Source organism: Pseudarthrobacter sp. CCNWLW217, assembly GCF_037203985.1.
Lineage (GTDB): Bacteria > Actinomycetota > Actinomycetes > Actinomycetales > Micrococcaceae > Arthrobacter.
The window spans coordinates 59,296-80,259 of sequence record NZ_JBBCBT010000012.1; the positions used below are offsets into that span (position 1 = coordinate 59,296).

Here is a 20,964-nt window from a genome sequence, read left to right on the forward strand (position 1 = left end):
GGGCCATGCGCAGCGCGGTCGGCTGGTTCGCGGTCGGCGTGCTCATCGTCTACCTGCTGGCGCCGATCATCGTCGTCTTCCTGTTCGCCTTCCAGGGCTCGTCGAACACGACGCTGCCCTTCACCGGCCCGAGCCTGCGCTGGGTGGGGAACGTCTTCGGCGACGAGCGGTTCCGCTCGGCGCTGTTCGCGAGCCTCAGGGTCGGCGCGGCGACCGCGGTGCTCTCGGCGCTGATCGGCCTGCTCGCGGCGCTCGCCACGAGCCGCAAGATGCGGGGCAAGGGCGTGTTCCGCGCGATCGCGATGCTGCCGCTCGTCGTCGCCCCCGTCTTCATCGGCGTCTCGATGCTCGTGAGCGCCGGCGACTTCGGCCTCGACCTCTCGCTCTGGCTCGTGCTCGTCGCGCACGTGCTGCTGACGGCCCCCATCTGCTGGGCCGTGCTCGACTCCGCGTTCGAGCGCTTCGACGTGCTGACCGAGGAGGCGGCGCGGGATCTCGGCGGCAACGCGCTGCAGGCGTTCCTGCACGTCCGCCTGCCGGCCATCTGGCGCTCGCTCGTCGGCGCGGCGATGATCGCATTCGCGTTCTCCATCGAGGAGTTCGCGGTCACCAACTTTGTGGTCGGCTCCACCCCGACCCTGCCGATCCTCGTGTGGGGCAAGATGCGCCGCACGATCGACCCCTCGATCAACGTGGTCGCAGTGACCATCCTGGTGCTGATGCTGCTCGTCGGCATCTTCGGCTGGCTGATGGTGCAGCGGTCGAGCCGGAAGGCGGCTCAGGCGCTCGAACTCGAGGAGGCCCCGGTGCCCGCTCCGGGAACGACCGCGACGGAGCTGATCCTCGTGATGGAACAGGAGAACACACATGTCTGATTCGACGCAGGCGGCCGCGGGGGCCGCTGCGGGCGCCGCGCCCGCGATCGAGATCCGCGGCCTCAAGAAGAGCTACGGCGACTTCACCGCGATCCCGTCGCTCGACCTGACGGTCGAGGAGGGCGAGTTCCTCTCGCTGCTCGGCCCGAGCGGTTGCGGCAAGTCGACCCTGCTGCGCATGATCGCGGGCTTCGTGAGCCAGGACGAGGGCAGGATCCTCGTCCGCGGCCAGGACGTCACCGACCTGCCGCCCGAGCGCCGGCCCTCGAACATGGTGTTCCAGCGCTACGCGCTGTTCCCGCACATGACGGTCGCCGAGAACGTCGGCTACGGGCTGAAGCTCAAGGGCTGGGACCGGAAGCGGATCGCGGCGAGGGTCGCCGAGATGCTCGAGCTCGTGAGCCTGCCCAACGCCGGGCGGAAGATGACCAACGAGATCAGCGGCGGCCAGGCGCAGCGCGTCGCACTCGCGCGGGCGCTCGCCCCTGCGCCGTCGGTGCTGCTGCTCGACGAGCCGCTCTCTGCCCTCGACCGGGCGGTGCGGGCCGACCTTCAGAAGCAGCTGGCTAGGATCCATGCGGAGACCGGGACGACGTTCCTGTACGTCACGCACGACCAGGAGGAGGCGATGTCGCTCTCGACGCGGATCGCGCTCATGGAGGCGGGCGAGATCGTGCAGCTGGGCGCCCCGGCCGAGCTCTACCGCCGGCCCAAGGGCGGCTTCGCGGCCCGTTTCATCGGCGACATCAACATCCTCACCTGCACGCCCGACGCCGGTGCGGCGCCGATCGCGCACTGGGAAGGGCTGACGTTCGGGCTCGACGCGGAGCCGAAGTCCGGCGCCGGCACGGTCGAATGCGTGTTCCGCCCGGAGGATCTGGTGCTGTACGCGGGCGACCGGGTCGGTGCAGGCGGGGCGATCGACGCCGCCGATCCTGCCGGTCCGAGCCTGCCCGTCGAGACCGTCGACAGCACGTACCACGGCTTCTACTGGGTACACCGGGTGCGGGTCGAGCGCACCGACCACTTGCTGACCGTGCGCGAGATGGCCCGCGATTCGATCGTGACGGCTAGCGGCCGGCTGCGGGTGCGCTTCCCAGCGGCCGGCGTGCACAGAATCGACTGAGGACCTCCGCCGGTTGAGCGAGGAGCGCAGCGACGAGTCGGAACCGGCGGCCCTGATTCCGGCTCGCGGGCTCGCTCGACCGGCGGAACGCCAGAATCAACGAACGAACAGAAAGAGGCACAACGTGTCCAACGCATTCGACTCCTACGTCTACCGCCGGCTCCGCGAGCAGGGCATCGAGAAGGAGCTCGCGTTTCCCCGCGAGGAGTACGAGGGCCGGGTGCAGCGCGCGATCCGGACCGCGAACGATCTCGGGCTCGACGCGCTGCTGCTCACGACCACGCCGTCGATCGGGTACGTGACCGGGGCCGACACGTGCATGCCGCCGACCTACCTCGCGGCGCTCGTCACGGCCGACGGCGACCTGGTGATACAGTGCGCCGAGCCGGAGGTCGGCACGATCCTGCGGCACAGCATAGTCGACGACCTCATCGTCTTCCCGTGGACCGACGTGGCGAGCGCCGCCGGCGCGATGGTGCAGCTGCTGCAGGAGCGCGGGCTGTCGTCGGCTAAGATCGGCATGGAGCTGTCGAGCCCCGAGAACTTCGGACCGAGCGGCACCGACGTCGCCACCTATCAGGAGCTCACGAGCCTGCTGACGGGTCTCGAGGTCGTCGACGTCGCCGGTGAGGTGATGGAGCTGCGCCTCATCAAGAGCGCCGCGGAGCTCGACATGATGCGCGCGGCCGGCAGGATCAGCACCGAGGCCGCGCTGCACGCGCTCGGCGTCGCGGCCGAGGGCGTGAGCGAGAACGAAGTCGCGGCCGAGGCGTACGCGTTCGCCACGCGCGCCGGCAGCAACGCCATGTCGATCGATCCCATCGTGGCGACGGGCGAGCGGACCGGGCTGATGCCCCACCTGCCCTACCGCAACAACATCCTGCGCGCTGGCGATCCCGTGTTCCTCGAGATGACCGGGACCGTGTGGCGCTACAACGCCCCGATCATGCGCTCCGCCGTGATCGGCAGGCCGTCGAAGCAGGTCGAGGCGCTCAGCGTCGCGACCCTCGAGGTCCTCGATATCCTGTTCGCGGCGATCAAGCCGGGGCGCACCGGCGATGACATCGCGCGGCTCGCGGTGCCGGTGTGGAAGCAGGTGCCCGACGCGTTCTTCCACGGGGGATACGGCTACGCCATCGGCATGGGCTTCCAGCCGACCTGGACCGAGAACCCCGTGTACATTGAACTCGGCGGCGAGCGCGTGCTCGAGCCCGGCATGACCTTCCACCTCGCCATCAATCCGTGGGTTCCGGGCGGCGAGGGCATCGGTTTCAGCGAGAGCATCGTGGTCACCGAGTCCGGGTGCGAGCTGCTGACGCTCGGCACCGGACGTGAGCTGCTGCGGCGCTGAGGCCGTGGGCGGCGAGGCAGAGGAACGACACAGCGAAGTGGAGCAAGCATGGGGGCTCGGATGACCGGGCGGTGGCCCGGAGGGGGCTGGACGCGCCGCGGCGTGCTCCGCGCGTTCGGTGTCGGGATCTCGGCGATCGGATTCGGGGCCAGCCTGAGCGGCTGCTCCGACCCGCGCCTCTCGCGCGGGCCGATCGACGCGGGAACCGGCGGCGCGTTCCGCGTCGGGGTCCGCGGCGGCAGCAGCGCCGACGTGCTCGACCCGCACCGGATCCAGTCGGACATCGACACGGCGCGCACGATCAACCTGTTTGACTCGCTCGGGCAGATCAACCCCGACGCGACGATGTCGAACCAGCTCGCCCAGGAGATGGTGCAGCGCACCGACGGCATGGAATGGACGTTCCGGCTCAAGGACGGGTTGACGTTCCACAACGGCAAGGACGTGACGGCCGACGACGTCATCGCGACGCTCCGCGGCATCGTCGACCCGAAGAAGCCGAGCCCGTCGGCCCCGCTGCTCTCCGCGATTGATATGAAGGGCCTCGCCAGGGTCGACAAGCTGACCGTGCGGGTGCCCATGCTGCGCCCGAGCGTGATCCTGAGCGACACCCTCGGCCAGTACATGACCTTCGCCGTCGTGCCGGAGGACTTCGACCCGCGGAAGCCGGTCGGGGCCGGCCCGTTCAAGCTGAAGTCGTTCACGCCGGGCAAGGAGAGCGTCTTCGAGCCGTTCGCCGACTACTGGCAGGGCGCGTCGAAGATCGACCAGCTGCACATCCTGAACTTCGCCGACGAGCAGGCGCAGGTGAACGCCGTGATTAACGGGCAGGTCGACGCGGTCGCGGGCCTCACCGCCGGTTCGATGCGCCTCATCCAGGCGCAGAACGAGGTGCGGCTCTCGGTCGAGGACGAGGCGGGATCCTGGGCGGCGCTCACCATGCTGACTACGGTCAAGCCGTTCGACGACGGCCGGGTGCGCGCGGCGCTGCGGCTGTGCGCCGATCGCGAGCAGATGCGGAAGGCCGTCTACAGCGGCCGCGGGACCATCGGCAACGACGTGCCCTCGATCTGGGATCCCATGTACGACCGGCGGATGGCGCAGCGAACCCAAGATCTGCGGCGCTCGCGCGAGCTGCTGCGGGAGGCGGGGCACGACCGCCTGTCGCTCGAGCTCACGGTCGCCGACGTGTTCAGCGGCGCGATCGAGCAGGCCACGGTGTTCGCCGAGCAGGCGCGCGAGGGTGGCTTCGACATCACGCTCAAGAAGCTCGACATCTCGACGTTCTACGCCGACTACGGCAAGTGGCCCTTCTCGGTCGACTGGTTCTACTACAATCCGTACCTGCAGCAGATCTCGATGAGCTACGACTCCGACGCCGGCTACAACACGACCCAGTGGCGGAACGCCCGGTTCCAGGAGCTGCACACCGAGGCGCTGCGCACGGTCGACCGCTCGGCCAGGGAGCGGATCGTGCACGAGATGGTGCGGCTCGAAAACGCGGACGGACCCATGATCCTGTCGCTGTTCGCGCCGACCATCGACGCGGTACGCAAGAACGTCTCCGGCCTGAAGCGCTCGCGGACGGGCATGTCGCTCGGCTGCTACGACTTCCGTGGCGTGACGGTGGGGGTGTGAGATGACCGGGACGACGACCAGGGCCATCGCGGTCCGCGCGAAGGCCGGCGGCGGATCGCGCCGTCACCCGGTACTCGCCATGCTCGCGAGCCGCATCGGGCTCGGGATCCTCACCCTCTGGGTGGTCTCCGCCGTGATCTTCCTCGCGACCAACGTGCTCCCGGGCAACGCGGCCCTCGCGATCGCCGGCCGCGACGCGACGGGCGAGCGGCTCGCGGAGGTCTCGCACCGGCTCGGGCTCGACCGGAGCCTGCCCGAGCAGTACGCGAGCTGGATCGGCGGAGTGCTCCGCGGGGACCTTGGGAACTCGCTCACCTCGGGCCTCCCGGTCTGGGACACGGTCGAGCCGCGGCTCGTGAACTCGGCCGTTCTGGTGCTCGCGGCGGGTGTCATCAGCACCCTGCTCGGGGTCTGGCTCGGCGCGGTCGCGGCCAGGCGCCGCGGTCGGGCGGGCGACTACGCGCTGTCCGTCGGCTGGCTGTCCGTGGCCGCCCTGCCCGAGTTCGTGATCGGCATCGTGCTCGTGATGCTGTTCTCGACCATCGTCGTGCAGTGGTTCCCCGCGGTCGCCCTCATCCCGGCAAACCTGTGGCCGTGGGAGAAGCCCCAGGCGCTGATCCTGCCGATCGCGACCCTCGTGCTCGCGAACACCCCGTACACCTTCCGCATGATGCGCGGGGCGATGGTCGAGGCGCTCGAGAGCGAGTACGTGCAGATGGGGCGGCTCAAGGGGCTCCGCCCGCGCACCATCCTGTGGGTGCACGCCCTGCCGAACGCCCTCGCGCCTATCGTGCAGGCGATCGCGCTGTCGTTCGCGTTCCTCGCGGGCGGCGCGGTCGTGGTCGAGTACCTGTTCGCCTACCCGGGCCTCGGGTACGGCTTCGTGGAGGCGGTGAACCAGCGCGACCTGCCGGTGATCCAGCTCATCGCGCTGCTGCTCGCCGGCTTCTACATTGTCATCAACATCGTGTCCGACGTGCTCGCGCTGCTCGCGAGCCCGCGGCGCAGGATCGGGAGGTAGCCCGTGTTCTTCGACACCATCCGCACCCCGCGCGGGATCGTGGGCCTCGTGCTCACGGCGCTCGTCGTGCTCGTCGCCGCGCTCGGCCCGGTGTTCGCGCCGCACGACCCGGCCGCCTTCGTCGACATCCCGTTCTCCGGGCCCGGGCCGGACGCGCCGTGGGGCACCGACGTGCTGGGCCGCGACGTGCTCAGCCGCGGGCTCGACGGTGGCTGGCAGCTGCTACTGACGGCGTTCGCTGCCGGCGGGGTGGGCGTGCTCGTCGGCGCGCTCGCAGGCATCGCGGCCGGCTATCTCAGGGGGGCCTGGGACGGGACCATCATGCGGCTCGTCGACGTGCTGCTCTCGTTCCCCGCGCTTGTGCTCGCGCTGTTGCTCATGAGCATCGCCGGCGTGAACACCTGGCTCATTGTGCTCGCGGTGGCCGTCGGCCACGCGCCGCAGGTCGCGCGCGTGATGCGCTCCGCGACCCTGAACGTCTCGGAGCGGGACTTCGTGCGCGCGGCCGAGTTGACCGGGCAGCCCCGGTGGCGCACCATCGTGCTGGAGATCCTGCCGAACCTGACGAGCCCGCTGATGGTCGAGCTCGGGCTCCGAATCACCTACTCGCTCGTCATCATCTCGTCGCTCGCGTTCCTCGGCTTCGGCCAGGCGCCGCCCGCCCCGAGCTGGGGCATAATGATCAACGAGAACCGCATGGGGCTCATCGTGAACCCCTGGAGCGTCGTCGTCCCGGTGCTGCTGATCGGCTGCCTGACGATCGGCTTCAACCTGCTGACCGACGCGTTCGCCGAGGTCGCGGTCGGGGTGCGCCGCTCCCGCCGCGCCCGTGCCGACGCGGACGCCGAGGGCAGCGCCGGCGCCGCAGAGACCGTTCGGGAGGCGAGCGATGCCTGAGTCGAGGATCGAGCGGGGCGGCTTCGCCCTCGAGGTCGAGGGGCTGCGCGTGAGCACGGTCCTCGACGACGTCGACATCATCGAGGACGTGTCTTTCCGGGTGCGCGCGGGCGAGATGCTCGGTCTGGTGGGGGAGTCCGGCTCCGGCAAGACGACCGCGGCGCTCGCGCTGCTCGGCTTCGTGCGCCGAGGCCTACAGATCGCCGACGGGACGATCCGGGTCGGCGGAGCGGACGTGCGCGCGACGAGCCCGGAGCGGCTGCGCCGCCTCCGCGGGCGCGAGATCTCCTACGTGCCCCAGGATCCGGCGAGCGCGCTGAACCCCGCGCTCACGATCGGCCGCCAGCTCGCGGAGGTGCTGAACGACGGCCGCGGCCTGCGCTCGCTGTCGGCCGAGCAGCGGGAGCGGCTCGAGCAGATGCTGGCCGAGGTGCGCTTGAACGCCGTGCCGGATCTGCTGCGCAAGTACCCGCACCAGCTCTCGGGCGGCCAGCAGCAGCGCGTCGGCATCGCGATGGCCTTCGCCAACCGGCCGACGGGCATCGTGCTCGACGAGCCGACCACCGGCCTCGACGTGACGACGCAGAAGGTGATCCTCGAGACGATCCGGGAGCTCTGCGCGAGCTACGGCGTCGCCGGCATCTACGTGAGCCACGACCTCGCGGTCGTCTCGAACGTGGCGGCCGAGACCGCCGTCATGTACTCGGGCCGGATCGTGGAGCTCGGGCCGACGGCGTGCGTGCTCGAGCGCCCCACTCACCCCTACACCCGCGCCCTGCTCAAGGCGATCCCGTCGCCGACCGAGGCCGAGGTGCTCGAGGGCGTGCCCGGCTACCCGCCGGCGCCGGACGCGCGACCGGCTGGCTGCGCGTTCGCGCCCCGCTGCGCGCTCGTGGTCGACGCCTGCCGCGCCACGGTGCCGGAACTGCGGCGGGCGCGCGACGGGGTGCTCGTGCGCTGCATCCGGGCGGAGGATCCCGAGAACCTCGGCCTCACGCCGGACCGCCGCCCGGTGATCACGCTCAAGGCGCGCACCGGCGAGCCCGTGCGGCTCGCCGTCTCCGACATGCGGATCCGCTACGGGCAGACCGAGGTCGTGCACGGCGTGAGCTTCGATGCGCGTCCGCGCGAGTGCACCGCGATCGTCGGTGAGTCGGGCAGCGGAAAGACCACGCTCGCGCGCAGCCTCGCCGGTGCGCACTCGAACTGGACCGGCACGGTCGCGCTCGACGGCGCGCCGATCGCCGCCGGCGTGCGGGGGCGCGACCGCGAGACCCTGCGCCGGATCCAGTACGTGTTCCAGAACCCGTACGAGTCGCTCAACCCGCGCCGCACGATCCGGCAGAGCATCGAGCAGCCGCTGCGGCAGTTCACGGGCCTCGGCCGCGCGGAGCGCCAGGCCAGGACCCTCGAGGCGATGGCCTCGGTGTCGCTGCCCGAGCGCTTCCTGAACCGGTACCCCGAGCAGCTGTCCGGCGGCGAGCGGCAACGCGCGGCGCTCGCGCGCGCCATCGCGGCCGAGCCCGAGGTGCTCATCTGCGACGAGGTCACCTCCGCGCTCGACGTCTCCGTGCAGGCCAGCATCATTGATATGCTGCGCCGCCTGCAGCGGGAGCGCGGCCTCGCGATCGTCTTCATCACCCACAACATCGGGGTGGTCCGCAGCATCGCAGACCAGGTGCTCGTCGTCGCCGACGGCGAGGTGGTGGAGCAGGGCTCCGCCGCCGAGGTGCTCGACCACCCGCAGCACCCCTACTCGGTCCGCCTGTTGGCCGACGTCCCCAAGTTCGAAACGGAGTCAGCGCATGTCTGAGACGCGGTACGTATCCATCAATCCGGCGACCGGCGAGGAGTTCGACCGCTTCGCCGAGGCGAGCGACGCCGACATCGAGCGGGCGCTCGCCGCAGCGGCCGCCGCGCAGCGCGAGCTCCGCGAGATCGGCCTCGAGGGGCGGGCGGCGCTGCTGCGCCGGGTCGCCGAGATCTACCGGGAGCGCGCGCAGGAGCTCGGCGAGCTCGTGGTCCGCGAGATGGGCAAGCCCGTCGGCGAGGCGGCCTGGGAGGCCGACCATTGCGGCGACATCTACGGCTACTACGCCGAGCACGGGCCCGCACACCTCGCCGACGAGGAGATGGCCGACCCCTACGGCGGCGGCGTCGGCGTGATCCGCTCCGAGGCACTCGGCCCGCTGCTCGGGATCATGCCCTGGAACTTCCCGTACTACCAGGTGGCCCGGTTCGCGGGGCCGAACCTGCTCGTCGGCAACCCGATCCTGCTCAAGCACGCCCCCATCTGCGGCAGCTCCGCCGCGGCTATGGAGGAGATCTTCCGCGAGGCTGGCTTCCCCGAGGGCGCCTACCGCAACCTCTACGCGAGCCACGGGCAGATCGCGCGGATCATCGCGGACCCCCGCGTGCACGGCGTCTCTCTCACCGGCTCCGAGCGGGCCGGCGCGGAGATCGCGGCGCAGGCCGGCCGCGCTATGAAGAAGGTCGTGCTCGAGCTCGGCGGTTCGGATGCGTTCGTCGTGCTCGACGACGCCGACGTCGACGCCGCCGCCGCGGCGGCGGTGCGCGGGCGGTTCGGCAACGCCGGGCAGGCCTGCACCTCGTCGAAGCGGCTCATCGCGGTCGACGCGGTTTACCACCGCTTCGTCGCCGAGCTCGAGCGGCTGGTCTCCGGGATCGCGATCGGCAATCCGATGGATCCCGGGACGGACATGGGGCCGCTCTCGTCGGCAGCCGCTCGCGACGAGGTCGCGGCGCAGGTCGCCGACGCGGTCGCGCACGGCGCGACCGTGCGGGTCGGCGGCGCCGCCCCCGCCCGTCCCGGCTTCTACTACGAGCCGACGCTCCTCACCGACGTGACGCCCGAGGCGCGCATCTTCCGCGAGGAGGTGTTCGGCCCGGTCGCGGTTGTGTACCGGGTAGCCGACGAGGCCGCGGCCGTCGCGCACGCGAACGACGCCGACTTCGGGCTCGGCGGCACCGTGTTCTCGGGCGACCCCAAGCGCGCCTGGCGGGTCGCCGGGCAGCTCGAGACCGGCATGGTGTGGATCAACAGCGAGCCGCAGTCGGCGATCGACGGGCCGTTCGGCGGTGTCAAGCGCTCGGGCACGGGGCGCGAGCTCGGCCGGTTCGGCCTCGAGGAGTTCTCGGCGCGGAAGATGATCCGCCGCCTGGCCGAAACCTGAGCTATGGCTGTACGGGCGGATTCTTAGTTGGAGGCGCAGCCATTCCTGCCGAAGACCTGCATTTGAGCCCTCTAGCTGTACTGCCCAGGGACGTTGGTTGGGTGAATGTGATGACTCGCTGGAGTCGTTGACTCATGGGTGAGGACCTCCGGTTGCACAGTGGAGTTGCTTAGACAACCGCTGTAGCGACCAGGAGGTCCTCATGTCCCACGCTAATGCCGCTTTGACTCCACGCCAACGACTGCGGGTCGCGCGTCTGATCATTGAGCAAGGATGGCCGGTGTCCCGGGCCGCCGAACAGTTCAACTGCTCCTGGCCCACCGCTAGGCGCTGGTCTGAACGCTACGCCGCGATGGGTGAGCCGGACATGACGGACAGGTCCTCGCGCCCGCACCGGGTGGCGAACCGGACCCCGCAGCAGGTCGTGCGCAAGGTCGTTCATCTGCGCTGGAAGCAAAGGCTGGGACCGGTCGCGATTGGAGCGAAGCTGGCTTTGCCTGCCTCGACGGTTCACGCGGTCCTTGTGCGGTGCCGGCTGAACCGGTTGCATCACGTGGATAAGCGCACCGGAGAGGTCATCCGCCGGTACGAGCACGACAAACTTGGGGCGATGATCCACGTCGACGTGAAGAAACTCGGCAACATCCCGAACGGGGGCGGCTGGCGCTACGTCGGCAAGCAACTGGGTCACCGCAACCGTGCAACGACGCCCGTCAGAACCGGTAGCCGCAGTCACCCCAACATCGGCACGGCCTACGTGCACACGGTAATCGACGACCACTCCCGGGTCGCCTACGCTGAGATCCACGCCGACGAAACCGCCGCCACCGCAGTAGCCGTCCTGAAAAGGGCTGTGTCCTGGTTTGCTTCCCGCGGCGTCACCGTCGAGCGGGTCCTCTCCGACAACGGCTCGATGGCCTACAAATCCCACCTCTGGCGGGATACCTGCAGTGAACTGAACATCAAGGTCAAGAAGACCCGTCCGTAGCAAACAAACGGCAAGATCGAGCGCTTCCAGATCGAAGTCCACCGTGTTTGTGCGGGCGGCGTGTCTGACGCGACATAAAGTCAATTATGTGTGTGTGTAATCAGACATTGCTCGGGGTGATCTCGGTAATGCATCGTGGTGGGTAAGACGGTGACAGCCGTCACAGGAACCAAAGGAGGTGACTGTGCGCAAACAGAGACGCATCAGGCACACACGCATACGACGGACGGTGGCACTGGTCGCAGCGGCAGGGGCAGTGGCGGTCTTCGCGTCCGGCTGCGCGGCCGGGCTCGGCGGGCCGGCGTCGGCGCGGGCGGCCCAAGACGGCGAGGTCCGCTTCACCTTCGCGCCGGACCCCATCTGGGACTACATGCACGACACCGGTTTGGTCGACGAGTGGCAGGACGAGACGGGCTACCGCATCGAAACCAGTGCCACATGGGACGAATTCGGGCTGTTCGCCGGCGGTCACGCCGACATCATCTCCACCGCGTCCTTCGAGGTTCCCTATCTCGAGGAGCAGACACAGCGCGAGACCGTCATCATCGGCCGCTACAACGCCGAGCGCAGCCGCATCCTGGTCCGCTCCGACGACCCGGCGCAATCCCCGGAAGACCTACGGGGCAAGCGACTCGGTGTGTTCACCACGGTCTCGGGCACGCTGGTGTGGAGTGCCCTGATCAAACAGATGCACGACATGAATCTGGTTGACGGTGACTTCGAAGTCGTGGTCGCCGATATCCAGAACCTGTCGAATCTGTTGGCGCGTGGCGAGATCGATGCCTGCATCTGCTATCCCGATCTGTCCGCCCGTGAACTGCGTGACGGTTCGGTGCGCCCGCTCTACGAAGGGAAATCCTCGGCTGACCTGTTCGCCGAACTCAACGCACCCGGCCACGACGGCCCCATGGGCAACGTGTTCGTGGCGCGCAAGGACTGGGTTGACGAACATCCTGACGAAGTGTCGGCGTTTCTGGATCTGTGGGACCGCGGCGTCGCCGAATGGCAGAAACATCGTGAAGAGATGATCGAGATGTATCCCCAGCACTTCGCCGTCGCCACGCCCGAAGACATCGAGTTCATGAAAAAGTATGTGGCTGAACACGACTGGGTGGTCAACGAGGTGCGCTTCGATCAGAAGTGGGCAGAGGACGAGAGTTCGATCTTCGACCTGATGCGCAGCACCGGGATCATCGGCGACGACGTCAAGGATCCGCAGTTCCTGCCGACTCAAGGAGTGCACCAGTGACCCAGACGATCACTCCGCCAGCAACGGGGGCGGAACAACCGGCGCCCCGGGGTCGGTGGAGCAAGAACCCGGGACAACCGACCGGGCCACGCCGGTGGGTGGTCTCGGGCATCGCGTTGATCATGGCGATCGGCGGCTGGGCGACGGTGGCCGCTTGGGTCAACGATCCGATCCTGCCGCGGCCGGCGGAGGTGCTCGAGCATGTCATTCAGATCACCATGTCCGGCGAGGCGTTCACCAACTTCGCATCGAGCATTTCCAAGATCGCGGCCGGTTTCTTGTTCGCCATGGTGGGCGGCCTAGTAATCGGATTCGCCATGGGCAGAAGCAAATTCATGACCTCCTACTTCTCGTTGCCACTGTTCGTGCTCGGCAACATGCCGGGTCTGACGTACGCGGTCTTCGGGTTGCTGATCTTCGGGGTCGGCGCCGGCGGACCCATCGTGGTCTCAGCGCTGGTGGCGCTGCCGTTCATCGCGATGAACGTCGCCGAGGGGGTGCGCTCTGTCGACGGCAACCTGCTGGCGATGTGCGAGGCATTCAACCGCAACCGCCGAGACGTGCTCCGCCATCTCTACTTGCCGGCGTTGGCCACCTTCGTCTTCGCCGGAGTGCGGTACGGCTTTGCGATGGCGTGGAAGGTCGAGGCGCTCACTGAAGTGTTCGGGGCCAGCGACGGAGTTGGCTTCATGATCCGCAAGGCCTACCAGGAGTTCCAAGTTGCCGACATGCTGGCTTGGACAACACTTTTCATCATCACCATGATCCTCATCGAGCGCGGTCTCGCCTACCTTGAAACTCGCTTCTTCGCATGGCGGAAGGACCTCGCATGACCGTGACCATTCCCACCGAACTGCCGGCCTGGCAGCGTCACCTGAAAACCCAGGGCATGTCTGCCATTGCCGTCACAGCCGCGCTGCTCAGCATCCTCGCGGTCTGGCAGATCGCGGTCCTCGTCGGCAACCGGGTGCCGTCACCGGTGCAAACTGTCGAGCGCCTGGTCTCCGAGGCCGCGATCGGCGAACTGTGGCACAACCTGGCCATCAGCATGAACCGCTTCGTCTTTGGATTGGTCCTAGCGCTGGTGGTGGGTGCGGTGATCGGCGTGCTGATGGGCATGTCGAAGCTGGCCGATCTGGCGTTCTCCGATCTCAACGCCGCCGCCCTGGCGATTCCCGCGGTGATCTGGGCACTCTTGACCACCATGTGGTTCGGCTTCGGATGGCTCACGCCGGTCGTGACGGTGTTCCTGTCCGGGCTGCCGTTCGTCATCGTCAACATCGCCAAGGCTACCCGCGCGGTACCAGCTGATCTGGTCTTGATGGCACGGTCGTTCGGCGTCCCTCGAATGCACATCCTGCGCCACATCGTGGGCCCCGCCGTCGCTGGCTCCACCGTGGCGGCCGTCCGGTTCGCCATCATGAGTGCCTGGAACGGTCTGCTGCTGGCGGAATGGTTCGGGTCCACCTCCGGTGTCGGATGGCGGTCCCGGTACTGGTACGACGCCAATCAGCTCGACGGGTTCTTCGCCTGGGTGCTGGTGTTCATCCTGCTGCTCGTCATCGCCGACCTTGTGCTCCTCGGCCCCATCGAGCGCTACGCGACCCGCTGGCGCTCGGCCTAACCCCCCAACTACGAGAGGCAACCCATGGGTTCCATCGAAATTCGTGATCTGGTCAAGGACTTCCACGATCGGCAAGGCAACCGCACCCGCGTCATCGACGGTATCGACCTGACGATCTCCGGCGAGACGTTCGTCTCCGTCGTCGGCCCCTCGGGCAGCGGCAAGACCACCCTGCTCAACATCGTCTCCGGCATCGAGACCCATACCTCGGGCACGGTGAACCTGCGCTCAGACGGCGACGACGCCCGCATCGGCTACGTGTTCCAGGACGCCCGGTTGCTGCCGTGGCGCACGGTGATGGCCAATCTCGGCTTCGTGCAACACGAGCGGGTCGGCTGGCAGGAGCGGGCCCGGCACTACCTGGGCCTGGTGGGGCTGAGCCACTGCGCCGACCGCTACCCGGCTCAGCTGTCCGGCGGACAGCAGCAGCGTATCGGCATCGCGCGGGCGTTCGCGGTGGAGCCCGATGTGCTCCTGATGGACGAGCCGTTCTCCCACCTCGACGCGATGACCTCCCGGACACTGCGTGAACACCTGGAGCGCCTGTGGCTGGAGTCGCGGCGCACCGTCATGTTCGTCACGCATGACGTCACCGAAGCAGTCCAATTGTCCGACCGCATCGTGGTTCTCGAGCCCGGCGGCCGCATCCACGAGATCATCGACGTCGACCTGCCGCGTCCCCGCAAGGCCTCCGATCCGGCCGTCGCGATGCTGCAGGCTGAGGTCCTGGCCCGGTTCGAGGCGCTCGAAGCGCGTCAGGCCGGCGTCGCATGACCTGCATCTCGGTGAGCTCCCGCTGTCCACCGAGACCGAGGCGATGAGCGATCCGGCCCGGATGCTCGCCGACACACTTTATTCGTACCGTCTCAACCTAACCAGTTTGGATGACTGACTAAAAGGAATAATGGAGGGATACCTCCAACAGCTGACTCAGACGACTCGTGGCGACCAGAAACTAATGTTTCTATGCCGGCACGAGTCGTCTGTGGCGGCATAGGAGAATCCAATACGAAGCATTGCCATAGGTGATGGCGCATGCAGCTCTGTGAAGCACCGAGTCAGCAGTTAGCTGTTCGGCAGCCCCCTGGCTACCTTTTTGTAGCGGCCAGCCACTTCGCGTTGAGTGTTCAAGCCCCACTTAGCGTAGATGTGATGGATATAGGTGACGACAGGGCGCGGCTTGCCTTGCCGATCACCGTCCGCATGCGAGACTAAGGTGAGGATTGTACTCCCTTGCATAAACCGCCGATAACAAGCCTTCCATCAAGCTACCGCGGTACCGGCTATAGCGCGTCTGCTCACCGGTGGGGGAGTGTTCTAGTCCAGCTTGGCGTGGCGCACGTACTGGTAGACCGTTTCCCTGCTGATCCCGTAGTCACGGGCAAGGACGGCTTTCGGAACTCCGTTGCCGGCGTGATGGACCAGCTCGGACGCCCGTTCCGGCGTGAGGGTCTTCTTCCGTCCTGTGTAGGCGCCGCGCTGCTTGGCCAGGGCGATGCCTTCGCGTAGGCGTTCCCTGATGAGGGAGCGTTCGAATTCAGCGAAGGCCCCCATGACGGGGAGCATGAGGTCGGCCATGGGGGAGTCCTCGCCGTTGAAGACCAGGCTCTCTTTGACGTATTCCACCCGCACGCCTTTCCGGGTCAGGCCCTGGACGAGAGCACGCAGGTCGTCGAGGTTGCGGGCGAGGCGGTCCATGCTGTGCACGACCGCGGTGTCCCCCCTCGCGGGCGAAACGCAGCAATTCCGTGAACTGCGGCCCGGCTGTGTCTCTGTCGGAGGCCTTGTCTGTTAAAGGCCCTGTCCAGAACCCTGCCTTCGAGCTGTTTCTCGTTCAGGTCAAGCGTGCTCACGCGTACATACCCGATCCGCTGTCCAGTCGCCGCTGCCTCCAAACCCGCATCCTGTCAGGTTGAGTTCTAGGCTCGTCCCAGAGGAAGGTCAAGACCTATCGCTCGGGTTCGTCAGGTTGGGGTGTCCCCCTGCCTGCCAAATGGCATTCCCGTGCTGCGCCCGGTGCCGCAGACGAGTTCCTATGCATCCCGGTAGCGTGCAGCACCTTGGTGTGCCAGCACCGTCATCCCGAGATCCAGTTTCGAGACGATGGAGCGCACGGTGCTGAACGAAACAGACGCCCCAACTTCGGCGGCGGCTGTGCGAACCTTGCGTGCGAGGGCCGCCACCGTCAGGGCAAGTTTCGCCAAGGCTAGGCCTTCGACAAGGGTTACCATCTGCGGATTGGCACGGCTTCAGGGCCCGGTCACGTCCTGGCGAGGCTGGTCAAGCCCCCAGATTTATAGATGGAGTGCAAGTGCTGCAAGGTGCGCTGTACTGCCGCCAGCTGCTCGATCAGGTGCCGGATGGACCGACCGAAGTATCACCGACGAACTCAGGTGCCTCGTAGGTGCTGAGGAGGGGGAGGGACGTCCCCTGGATATTGGGCATATATCTCAATGCCGTCGGTCTTGAAGACCATCTCTCGGGGTGACACGCCCTCCGCAGAGACCCACAATATTGAGCTGTCAAGCATTACTGTCTCTACAGTTCCTGTCCGGATAGTCTTACCGTTGCGTCGGACTTCGACGTGCTGCCCCAGGACGCGCCTCCAATCCGGTTGCAGATGTAGATCCATGTTCTCCCATTTTCTTTTTGATTCGTGGGTGTGCTGGCTCGGTACGGAACGCCCTTTGGGTGGATGCTGATTGGGCGCGTCTACAACTTAAGTCTTGGCGTTGTCGGTGGGCATCAGGTACAAGCCCCCTCCTGAACGGCAAAAGGCGCGGATGCGAACTGCGGGTGGAGGAAGCGGGCGTGCGTCGAAGTGCGTTCTCAATTCTCCGGCGCCCTAGCCAAGAACATGATGAGGCGCTCCCAAACGTGAAGTTATGCTTCACTGCAAGCTGCCCGGAGTTTGCATTGAACCCCACCCGGTAGATGTCTGAGTCACAGAGGTAACGGCCAAGCCTTACGCCCGTTGGCGACCAAATCCGGGCAAGCCATGGATCCAGCGCGAAAAACGGCCGGGAAGGGGGACCCGGTCGGCCGGCAGATAGAAATCCGGATCCGTGCCACCTCCGAGAGGAAGGTAGAACTCCATGGGCGGTGCTGGCGCATGCGCCACTTGGGTCTTGTCCTGCTTTTGCATCTGATCCTCTCGGGGGTGTTAACGATGATCTATTTGAAGTCTGCCGGTTGGACGTACTCCACTCTGTGACAGGCTCTCAAGCGCAGGGCTTACCCATTCGGCCCGCCGCGTAGCGACTGCATGGGATCTCCTATGGTGACCTCTTTTGTGAATTTCTCAGCAACCCGCTGGAGGAGGTCACCCAGTCCCTTCCGACTTGGTCCGACTCTGCACCGATGAGGCGCGACTGCATGAGGAGTGCTGTCATGCCTCTGCCTTCCATGGAACGGCGCTGAAGCCCGTTCCAAGTGCGGAACTAGCGGCTAGGCGTTGGCCGTGCTCGGCGATGTTCGCTAGGGCACTGAGTCTGGTGAGTTCCCACCGTTGCAGCCTCTCGGTTGGCAGGGGCTGGCGGGAGTCCCATCCGCCCAGTGCCAGGGCCAGAATAGTGGCGTCGGCGAAAGCCTTCGAGGTTCCTGATGCGGTATGTGGGCGGACAGTTCCGGCTGCATCACCGATGAGGCAAGCCCTGCCATGCCGCATACGCATCGGCTTCAAATCCTGCACCGGTTGCAGGAACGTTGTGGACGAGAGGACTAGTTTACTGAGCAGTGCTGGCAGAGCTGTTTCTGCCAGGGCATGGAGAGTGCCGAGTACATCAGCTGTCGCAGCACCAGGAGGTAAGAATGCCTTGTACTTCCTCCCCGACCTGCCCGTCAAAATTGGCGCAAGGTCGTTCAACGCCGTGTTGACATACCATACCCAGTTCACACGCCGGTGGCCTGGACGAAGATCACCATCAGCCCCAGGAACTAAATAGCAGAGGAATTGCATGCCCGGGGCAGAATAGGAGGTGAACCGGTTGGCGAGTTCATTCACCATGGCCTCGGGCAGCTCTGCCTCGCGCTCGAGCCCTCTCCACGCCACGTAGCCTGAGTACGTTGGTTTATCCACCCCGCCCAAGAGCGTCCTGGAAGTTGAATTAACCCCGTCGGCAGCAATCAGAATATCCCCGGATGTGCTGTAGCCGTCCGCGAACTCGAGGTTGACTCCGTCGTCCCGGACATTAGCAGCAGTGAGGGCACTGTTCCGTCTATAACAGGAGCCACCGATGAGCCGGCGCAGCACGCCATACATTGTGTCCCACGCTGTCATTTGTTGAGCCATGACGTGAACCGACCGATCACCGGATCGTGTCAGCTGGTGCCGCTCTTCGAGTCGTACAGAGACCGACAAAGGGTCTACTCCTTCTTCTTCAAGAAGCAACTCGATATCTGGCTGCATAACCACGCCTGCGCCCCGCGATTCCATGACGGCAGCCGAGCGCTCGTATACCGCTACATCTGCGCCGATACGACGCAGTCGTACTGCAGCAGCCATTCCGCCTACAGAACCGCCCACGACAACCGCTCGGAATGCTGCCTGGTTCACAGCGGCCCATCCGTCGGGCGTCTCGTCGCCCACTGGCGCCCGTCTGTGAGTGGACCCTCGCATCGGCGGCACCGGAATTGCGCGGCTCGCGAACGGGATGGCAGCGTTTCGCTGGCTGGATTGGTCACTGTTTACTCGCTTCTTTTCACATGGTTACTGCATATGGCTACTGCCGGTCCGTCCTCTGTTCGCGGCGCTTTCGGATGCTTTGGACTTGCGGCTGCCGCCGCTCCGCTCCGTGTGGGGACTGCTTCTCGAGCGGCGGCGCCAAAAATCGGGTGTATAGAAAGATCAGTGCGAGATGGCACGCTCTGCTCCCGCACCGGTCATGGACCGCACTTCCATCTCTGCAGTTTTTGCTACGTCCGGCACCTCCTTTGACAGCACGGTGCCTAGCCAACCCGCCAGAAAGGCCAACGGAACGGACACGATAGCGGGATTGTCGTAGGGGAACCAAGCGAAGGAAGCCTCCGGAAACATGGCGCTGGCCAGGGGCCCTGCTGAGCCGACGGGAGTTGAAATGGTGGGGGAAAATACGATGAGCCCGATAGAACTGACCAGGCCCGTCGAGATTGACCAGAGGGAGCCCTGTGTGTTGAACCGCCTCCAATAGAGCGAAAAGAGAATTGACGGGAGATTCGCGGAGGCCGCGACGGCGAACGCCAACGCAACGAGGAACGCCAGGCTCATGCCTTTTGCGAAAATTCCACCGACAATCGACAGAGCGCCGAGGACCAGTACCGTTATTCTGGCGATTCTGATCTCTTTGGCGGGGTCCGCTTTGCCGTCTTTGATGACGGAGTTGTAGATATCGTGGGCGAAGGAGGCAGCGGCGGTGATGGTCAGGCCGGCAACCACTGCAAGCGTTGTGGCGAAGGCGACGCCGGCCACCACGGCGAGGAACACCGTCCCCCCCACCCCACCACCTGGCAGATAGTACGAAAGGGCCGGGGCTGCGGCGTTCGAGCCGCCGGGCATGAGCTTGATGGCTCCCTGCCCACCGGGTACCAGGGCGGCGGCACCGTATCCGAGGATCAACATGCACATGTAGAAGGCCCCGATAAGGCCGATGGCCCAGGTTACAGACTTGCGCGCCGCGACGGCAGTGGGGACGGTGTAAAAACGCATCAGCACGTGCGGTAGGCCAGCGGTTCCGAACACTAATGCGATGGACAAGGAGATAAAGCCGATCGGATCTTTGTACTTGTCCCCGGGGGCGAGCATTTGAGGCCGGTTGTTTGCTTCCGCCGCGGCACCCATGACGGCGTCAAGGTTGAAGCCGAACAAGGCAAGAACCCACACAGCCATGACCAGGGTGGCCGCGATGAGCATCACGGCCTTGATCATCTGCACCCAGGTTGTCCCCTTCATTCCGCCGATGAGGACGTAAAGAATCATCAGGACGCCCACGACGACGATGACGGCGTTCTGTGCCAGTTCTGACGAGACGCCAAGAAGCAGCGACACCAGTCCGCCAGCTCCGGCCATCTGGGATAGCAGGTACAGGATCGATATGACGAGTGTAGAGATCGCGGCCGCTAGGCGAACGGGCTTTTGTTTCATGCGGAAGCTCAACACATCGGCCATGGTGAACTTGCCCGTGTTGCGTAGCGGCTCGGCTACGAGAAGGAGGGCAACCAGCCACGCGACGAGAAATCCAATCATATAAAGCATGCCGTCGTATCCGTTGAAGGCGATGGCTCCGACAATTCCCAGGATTGAGGCGGCGGAAAGGTAGTCTCCGGCGATGGCCAGGCCATTTTGCCTGCCTGAGAAGGCCGCACCCCCGGTGTAAAACGAACCAGCGGTATTCGATTGTTTGGCGGTGACTCGCACGACAACCGTGAGTGTCACCAGAATAAAGGCCACAAAGATTGCGATGTTGAGTGCCGGGTTTCCGAGGGTTTCGTTCGGGCTCAATGCGCTTCCCCTTCCAAGCTGGCGCGAATACGGTGCGCGATCGGATCAAGCCTTTTGTTGGCGTGGCGGATATAGAGCCCGGTGATTATGAATGTAGTCACGAACTGGAGTAGTCCGAGAAAGTGTCCGATGTTGAAGTAATTGCCGAAGAAGGGGGTGGACATGAAGCCCGTGGCATATACCGACAAGAGAACGAACCCGAAATACCAGGCGAGGAAGAAGGCGGTCATGGGGAAAGCGAAACGGCGGAACGTTCTTCGGAGCTCACGGAATTCATCTGATTCCCTGGCCCTAAGGAAGGCGTCCTGGGGGATTACGGGCTGCTGAATGACCGTTCGTGCTTCCGGAACGGGAGGTGGTTGTAGCATCGAATCTTCCTATGGGTTGTTTTCAACTGCACGTCCCGTCGCCAGGCGTGTAGACGGTAGCGGCTGAGTGGCTGATGCTCTGGCCGATTTGAAGAAGTCCCCAGGGCTCCCTTGGTTCCGGCTACGGTTCGCGTGGTTTTTGAGTTCTCTGAAGTCGC

The 20,964-nt window shown here is 65.9% G+C and carries 16 protein-coding genes and 2 pseudogenes; 13 read left to right on the forward strand and 5 right to left on the reverse strand.

The window, feature by feature from the left end:
- Nucleotides 1-5: 5 nt before the first annotated feature.
- From V9L18_RS14735 to V9L18_RS14795, 13 genes and pseudogenes are all read left to right on the forward strand, one after another.
- Nucleotides 6-875, forward strand: a complete 870-nt coding sequence (locus tag V9L18_RS14735; protein WP_337347915.1) for an ABC transporter permease — start codon at nucleotides 6-8, stop codon at nucleotides 873-875.
- Nucleotides 868-2,001, forward strand: a complete 1,134-nt coding sequence (locus V9L18_RS14740; protein ID WP_337347916.1) for an ABC transporter ATP-binding protein — start codon at nucleotides 868-870, stop codon at nucleotides 1,999-2,001. Before V9L18_RS14735 ends, V9L18_RS14740 begins: the two co-directional genes overlap by 8 nt.
- 124 nt (nucleotides 2,002-2,125) lie before the next feature.
- Nucleotides 2,126-3,352, forward strand: coding sequence for a M24 family metallopeptidase (locus V9L18_RS14745; protein WP_337347917.1), 1,227 nt, complete (start codon nucleotides 2,126-2,128; stop codon nucleotides 3,350-3,352).
- 60 nt (nucleotides 3,353-3,412) lie between these two features.
- Nucleotides 3,413-4,990, forward strand: a complete 1,578-nt coding sequence (locus tag V9L18_RS14750; RefSeq protein WP_337347918.1) for an ABC transporter substrate-binding protein — start codon at nucleotides 3,413-3,415, stop codon at nucleotides 4,988-4,990.
- A gap of 1 nt (nucleotide 4,991) precedes the next feature.
- Complete coding sequence (locus tag V9L18_RS14755; protein WP_337347919.1) at nucleotides 4,992-6,011, forward strand: ABC transporter permease; 1,020 nt, start codon at nucleotides 4,992-4,994, stop codon at nucleotides 6,009-6,011.
- 3 nt (nucleotides 6,012-6,014) lie between these two features.
- Nucleotides 6,015-6,908 carry an ABC transporter permease gene (locus V9L18_RS14760; RefSeq protein ID WP_337347920.1) on the forward strand — a complete coding sequence of 298 codons (894 nt, stop codon included), beginning with the start codon at nucleotides 6,015-6,017 and terminating at the stop codon, nucleotides 6,906-6,908.
- Nucleotides 6,901-8,721, forward strand: coding sequence for an ABC transporter ATP-binding protein (locus tag V9L18_RS14765; protein ID WP_337347921.1), 1,821 nt, complete (start codon nucleotides 6,901-6,903; stop codon nucleotides 8,719-8,721). The genes V9L18_RS14760 and V9L18_RS14765 overlap by 8 nt, the downstream gene beginning before the upstream one ends.
- Nucleotides 8,714-10,102, forward strand: coding sequence for an aldehyde dehydrogenase family protein (locus V9L18_RS14770; RefSeq protein ID WP_337347922.1), 1,389 nt, complete (start codon nucleotides 8,714-8,716; stop codon nucleotides 10,100-10,102). The genes V9L18_RS14765 and V9L18_RS14770 overlap by 8 nt, the downstream gene beginning before the upstream one ends.
- Before the next feature lie 202 nt (nucleotides 10,103-10,304).
- A pseudogene (locus V9L18_RS14775) lies at nucleotides 10,305-11,150 on the forward strand (IS481 family transposase); the annotation flags it as partial.
- Between the two features lie 169 nt (nucleotides 11,151-11,319).
- Complete coding sequence (locus V9L18_RS14780) at nucleotides 11,320-12,339, forward strand: ABC transporter substrate-binding protein (protein ID WP_337347923.1); 1,020 nt, start codon at nucleotides 11,320-11,322, stop codon at nucleotides 12,337-12,339.
- The gene (locus V9L18_RS14785) at nucleotides 12,336-13,172 is read left to right on the forward strand and encodes an ABC transporter permease (RefSeq protein WP_337347924.1); all 837 of its coding nucleotides are present in this window, start codon (nucleotides 12,336-12,338) and stop codon (nucleotides 13,170-13,172) included. Before V9L18_RS14780 ends, V9L18_RS14785 begins: the two co-directional genes overlap by 4 nt.
- Complete coding sequence (locus V9L18_RS14790; RefSeq protein WP_337347925.1) at nucleotides 13,169-13,963, forward strand: ABC transporter permease; 795 nt, start codon at nucleotides 13,169-13,171, stop codon at nucleotides 13,961-13,963. The genes V9L18_RS14785 and V9L18_RS14790 overlap by 4 nt, the downstream gene beginning before the upstream one ends.
- A gap of 24 nt (nucleotides 13,964-13,987) precedes the next feature.
- The gene (locus V9L18_RS14795; protein ID WP_337347926.1) at nucleotides 13,988-14,737 is read left to right on the forward strand and encodes an ABC transporter ATP-binding protein; all 750 of its coding nucleotides are present in this window, start codon (nucleotides 13,988-13,990) and stop codon (nucleotides 14,735-14,737) included.
- A gap of 543 nt (nucleotides 14,738-15,280) precedes the next feature.
- On the opposite strand, the pseudogene V9L18_RS14800 reads toward V9L18_RS14795, so the two are convergent.
- The 5 genes and pseudogenes from V9L18_RS14800 to V9L18_RS22080 all read right to left on the reverse strand — a co-directional run bounded on the left by V9L18_RS14800 (nucleotide 15,281) and on the right by V9L18_RS22080 (nucleotide 20,668).
- A pseudogene (locus tag V9L18_RS14800) lies at nucleotides 15,281-15,858 on the reverse strand (recombinase family protein).
- A gap of 138 nt (nucleotides 15,859-15,996) precedes the next feature.
- A complete protein-coding gene (locus tag V9L18_RS14805; protein WP_337347927.1) occupies nucleotides 15,997-16,194 on the reverse strand; it encodes a hypothetical protein in 198 nt (65 codons plus the stop codon).
- Between the two features lie 1,157 nt (nucleotides 16,195-17,351).
- The gene (locus V9L18_RS14810; RefSeq protein ID WP_337347928.1) at nucleotides 17,352-18,581 is read right to left on the reverse strand and encodes an FAD binding domain-containing protein; all 1,230 of its coding nucleotides are present in this window, start codon (nucleotides 18,579-18,581) and stop codon (nucleotides 17,352-17,354) included.
- A 228-nt stretch (nucleotides 18,582-18,809) separates the two neighbouring features.
- Entirely contained in the window at nucleotides 18,810-20,438 is a 1,629-nt protein-coding gene (locus tag V9L18_RS14815; protein WP_337347929.1) for a solute symporter family protein, read from the reverse strand.
- Nucleotides 20,435-20,668 (reverse strand): DUF485 domain-containing protein, encoded by a 234-nt coding sequence (locus V9L18_RS22080; protein WP_443197955.1) that lies wholly within the window; start codon nucleotides 20,666-20,668, stop codon nucleotides 20,435-20,437. The genes V9L18_RS14815 and V9L18_RS22080 overlap by 4 nt, the downstream gene beginning before the upstream one ends.
- Between the last annotated feature and the right edge of the window lie 296 nt (nucleotides 20,669-20,964).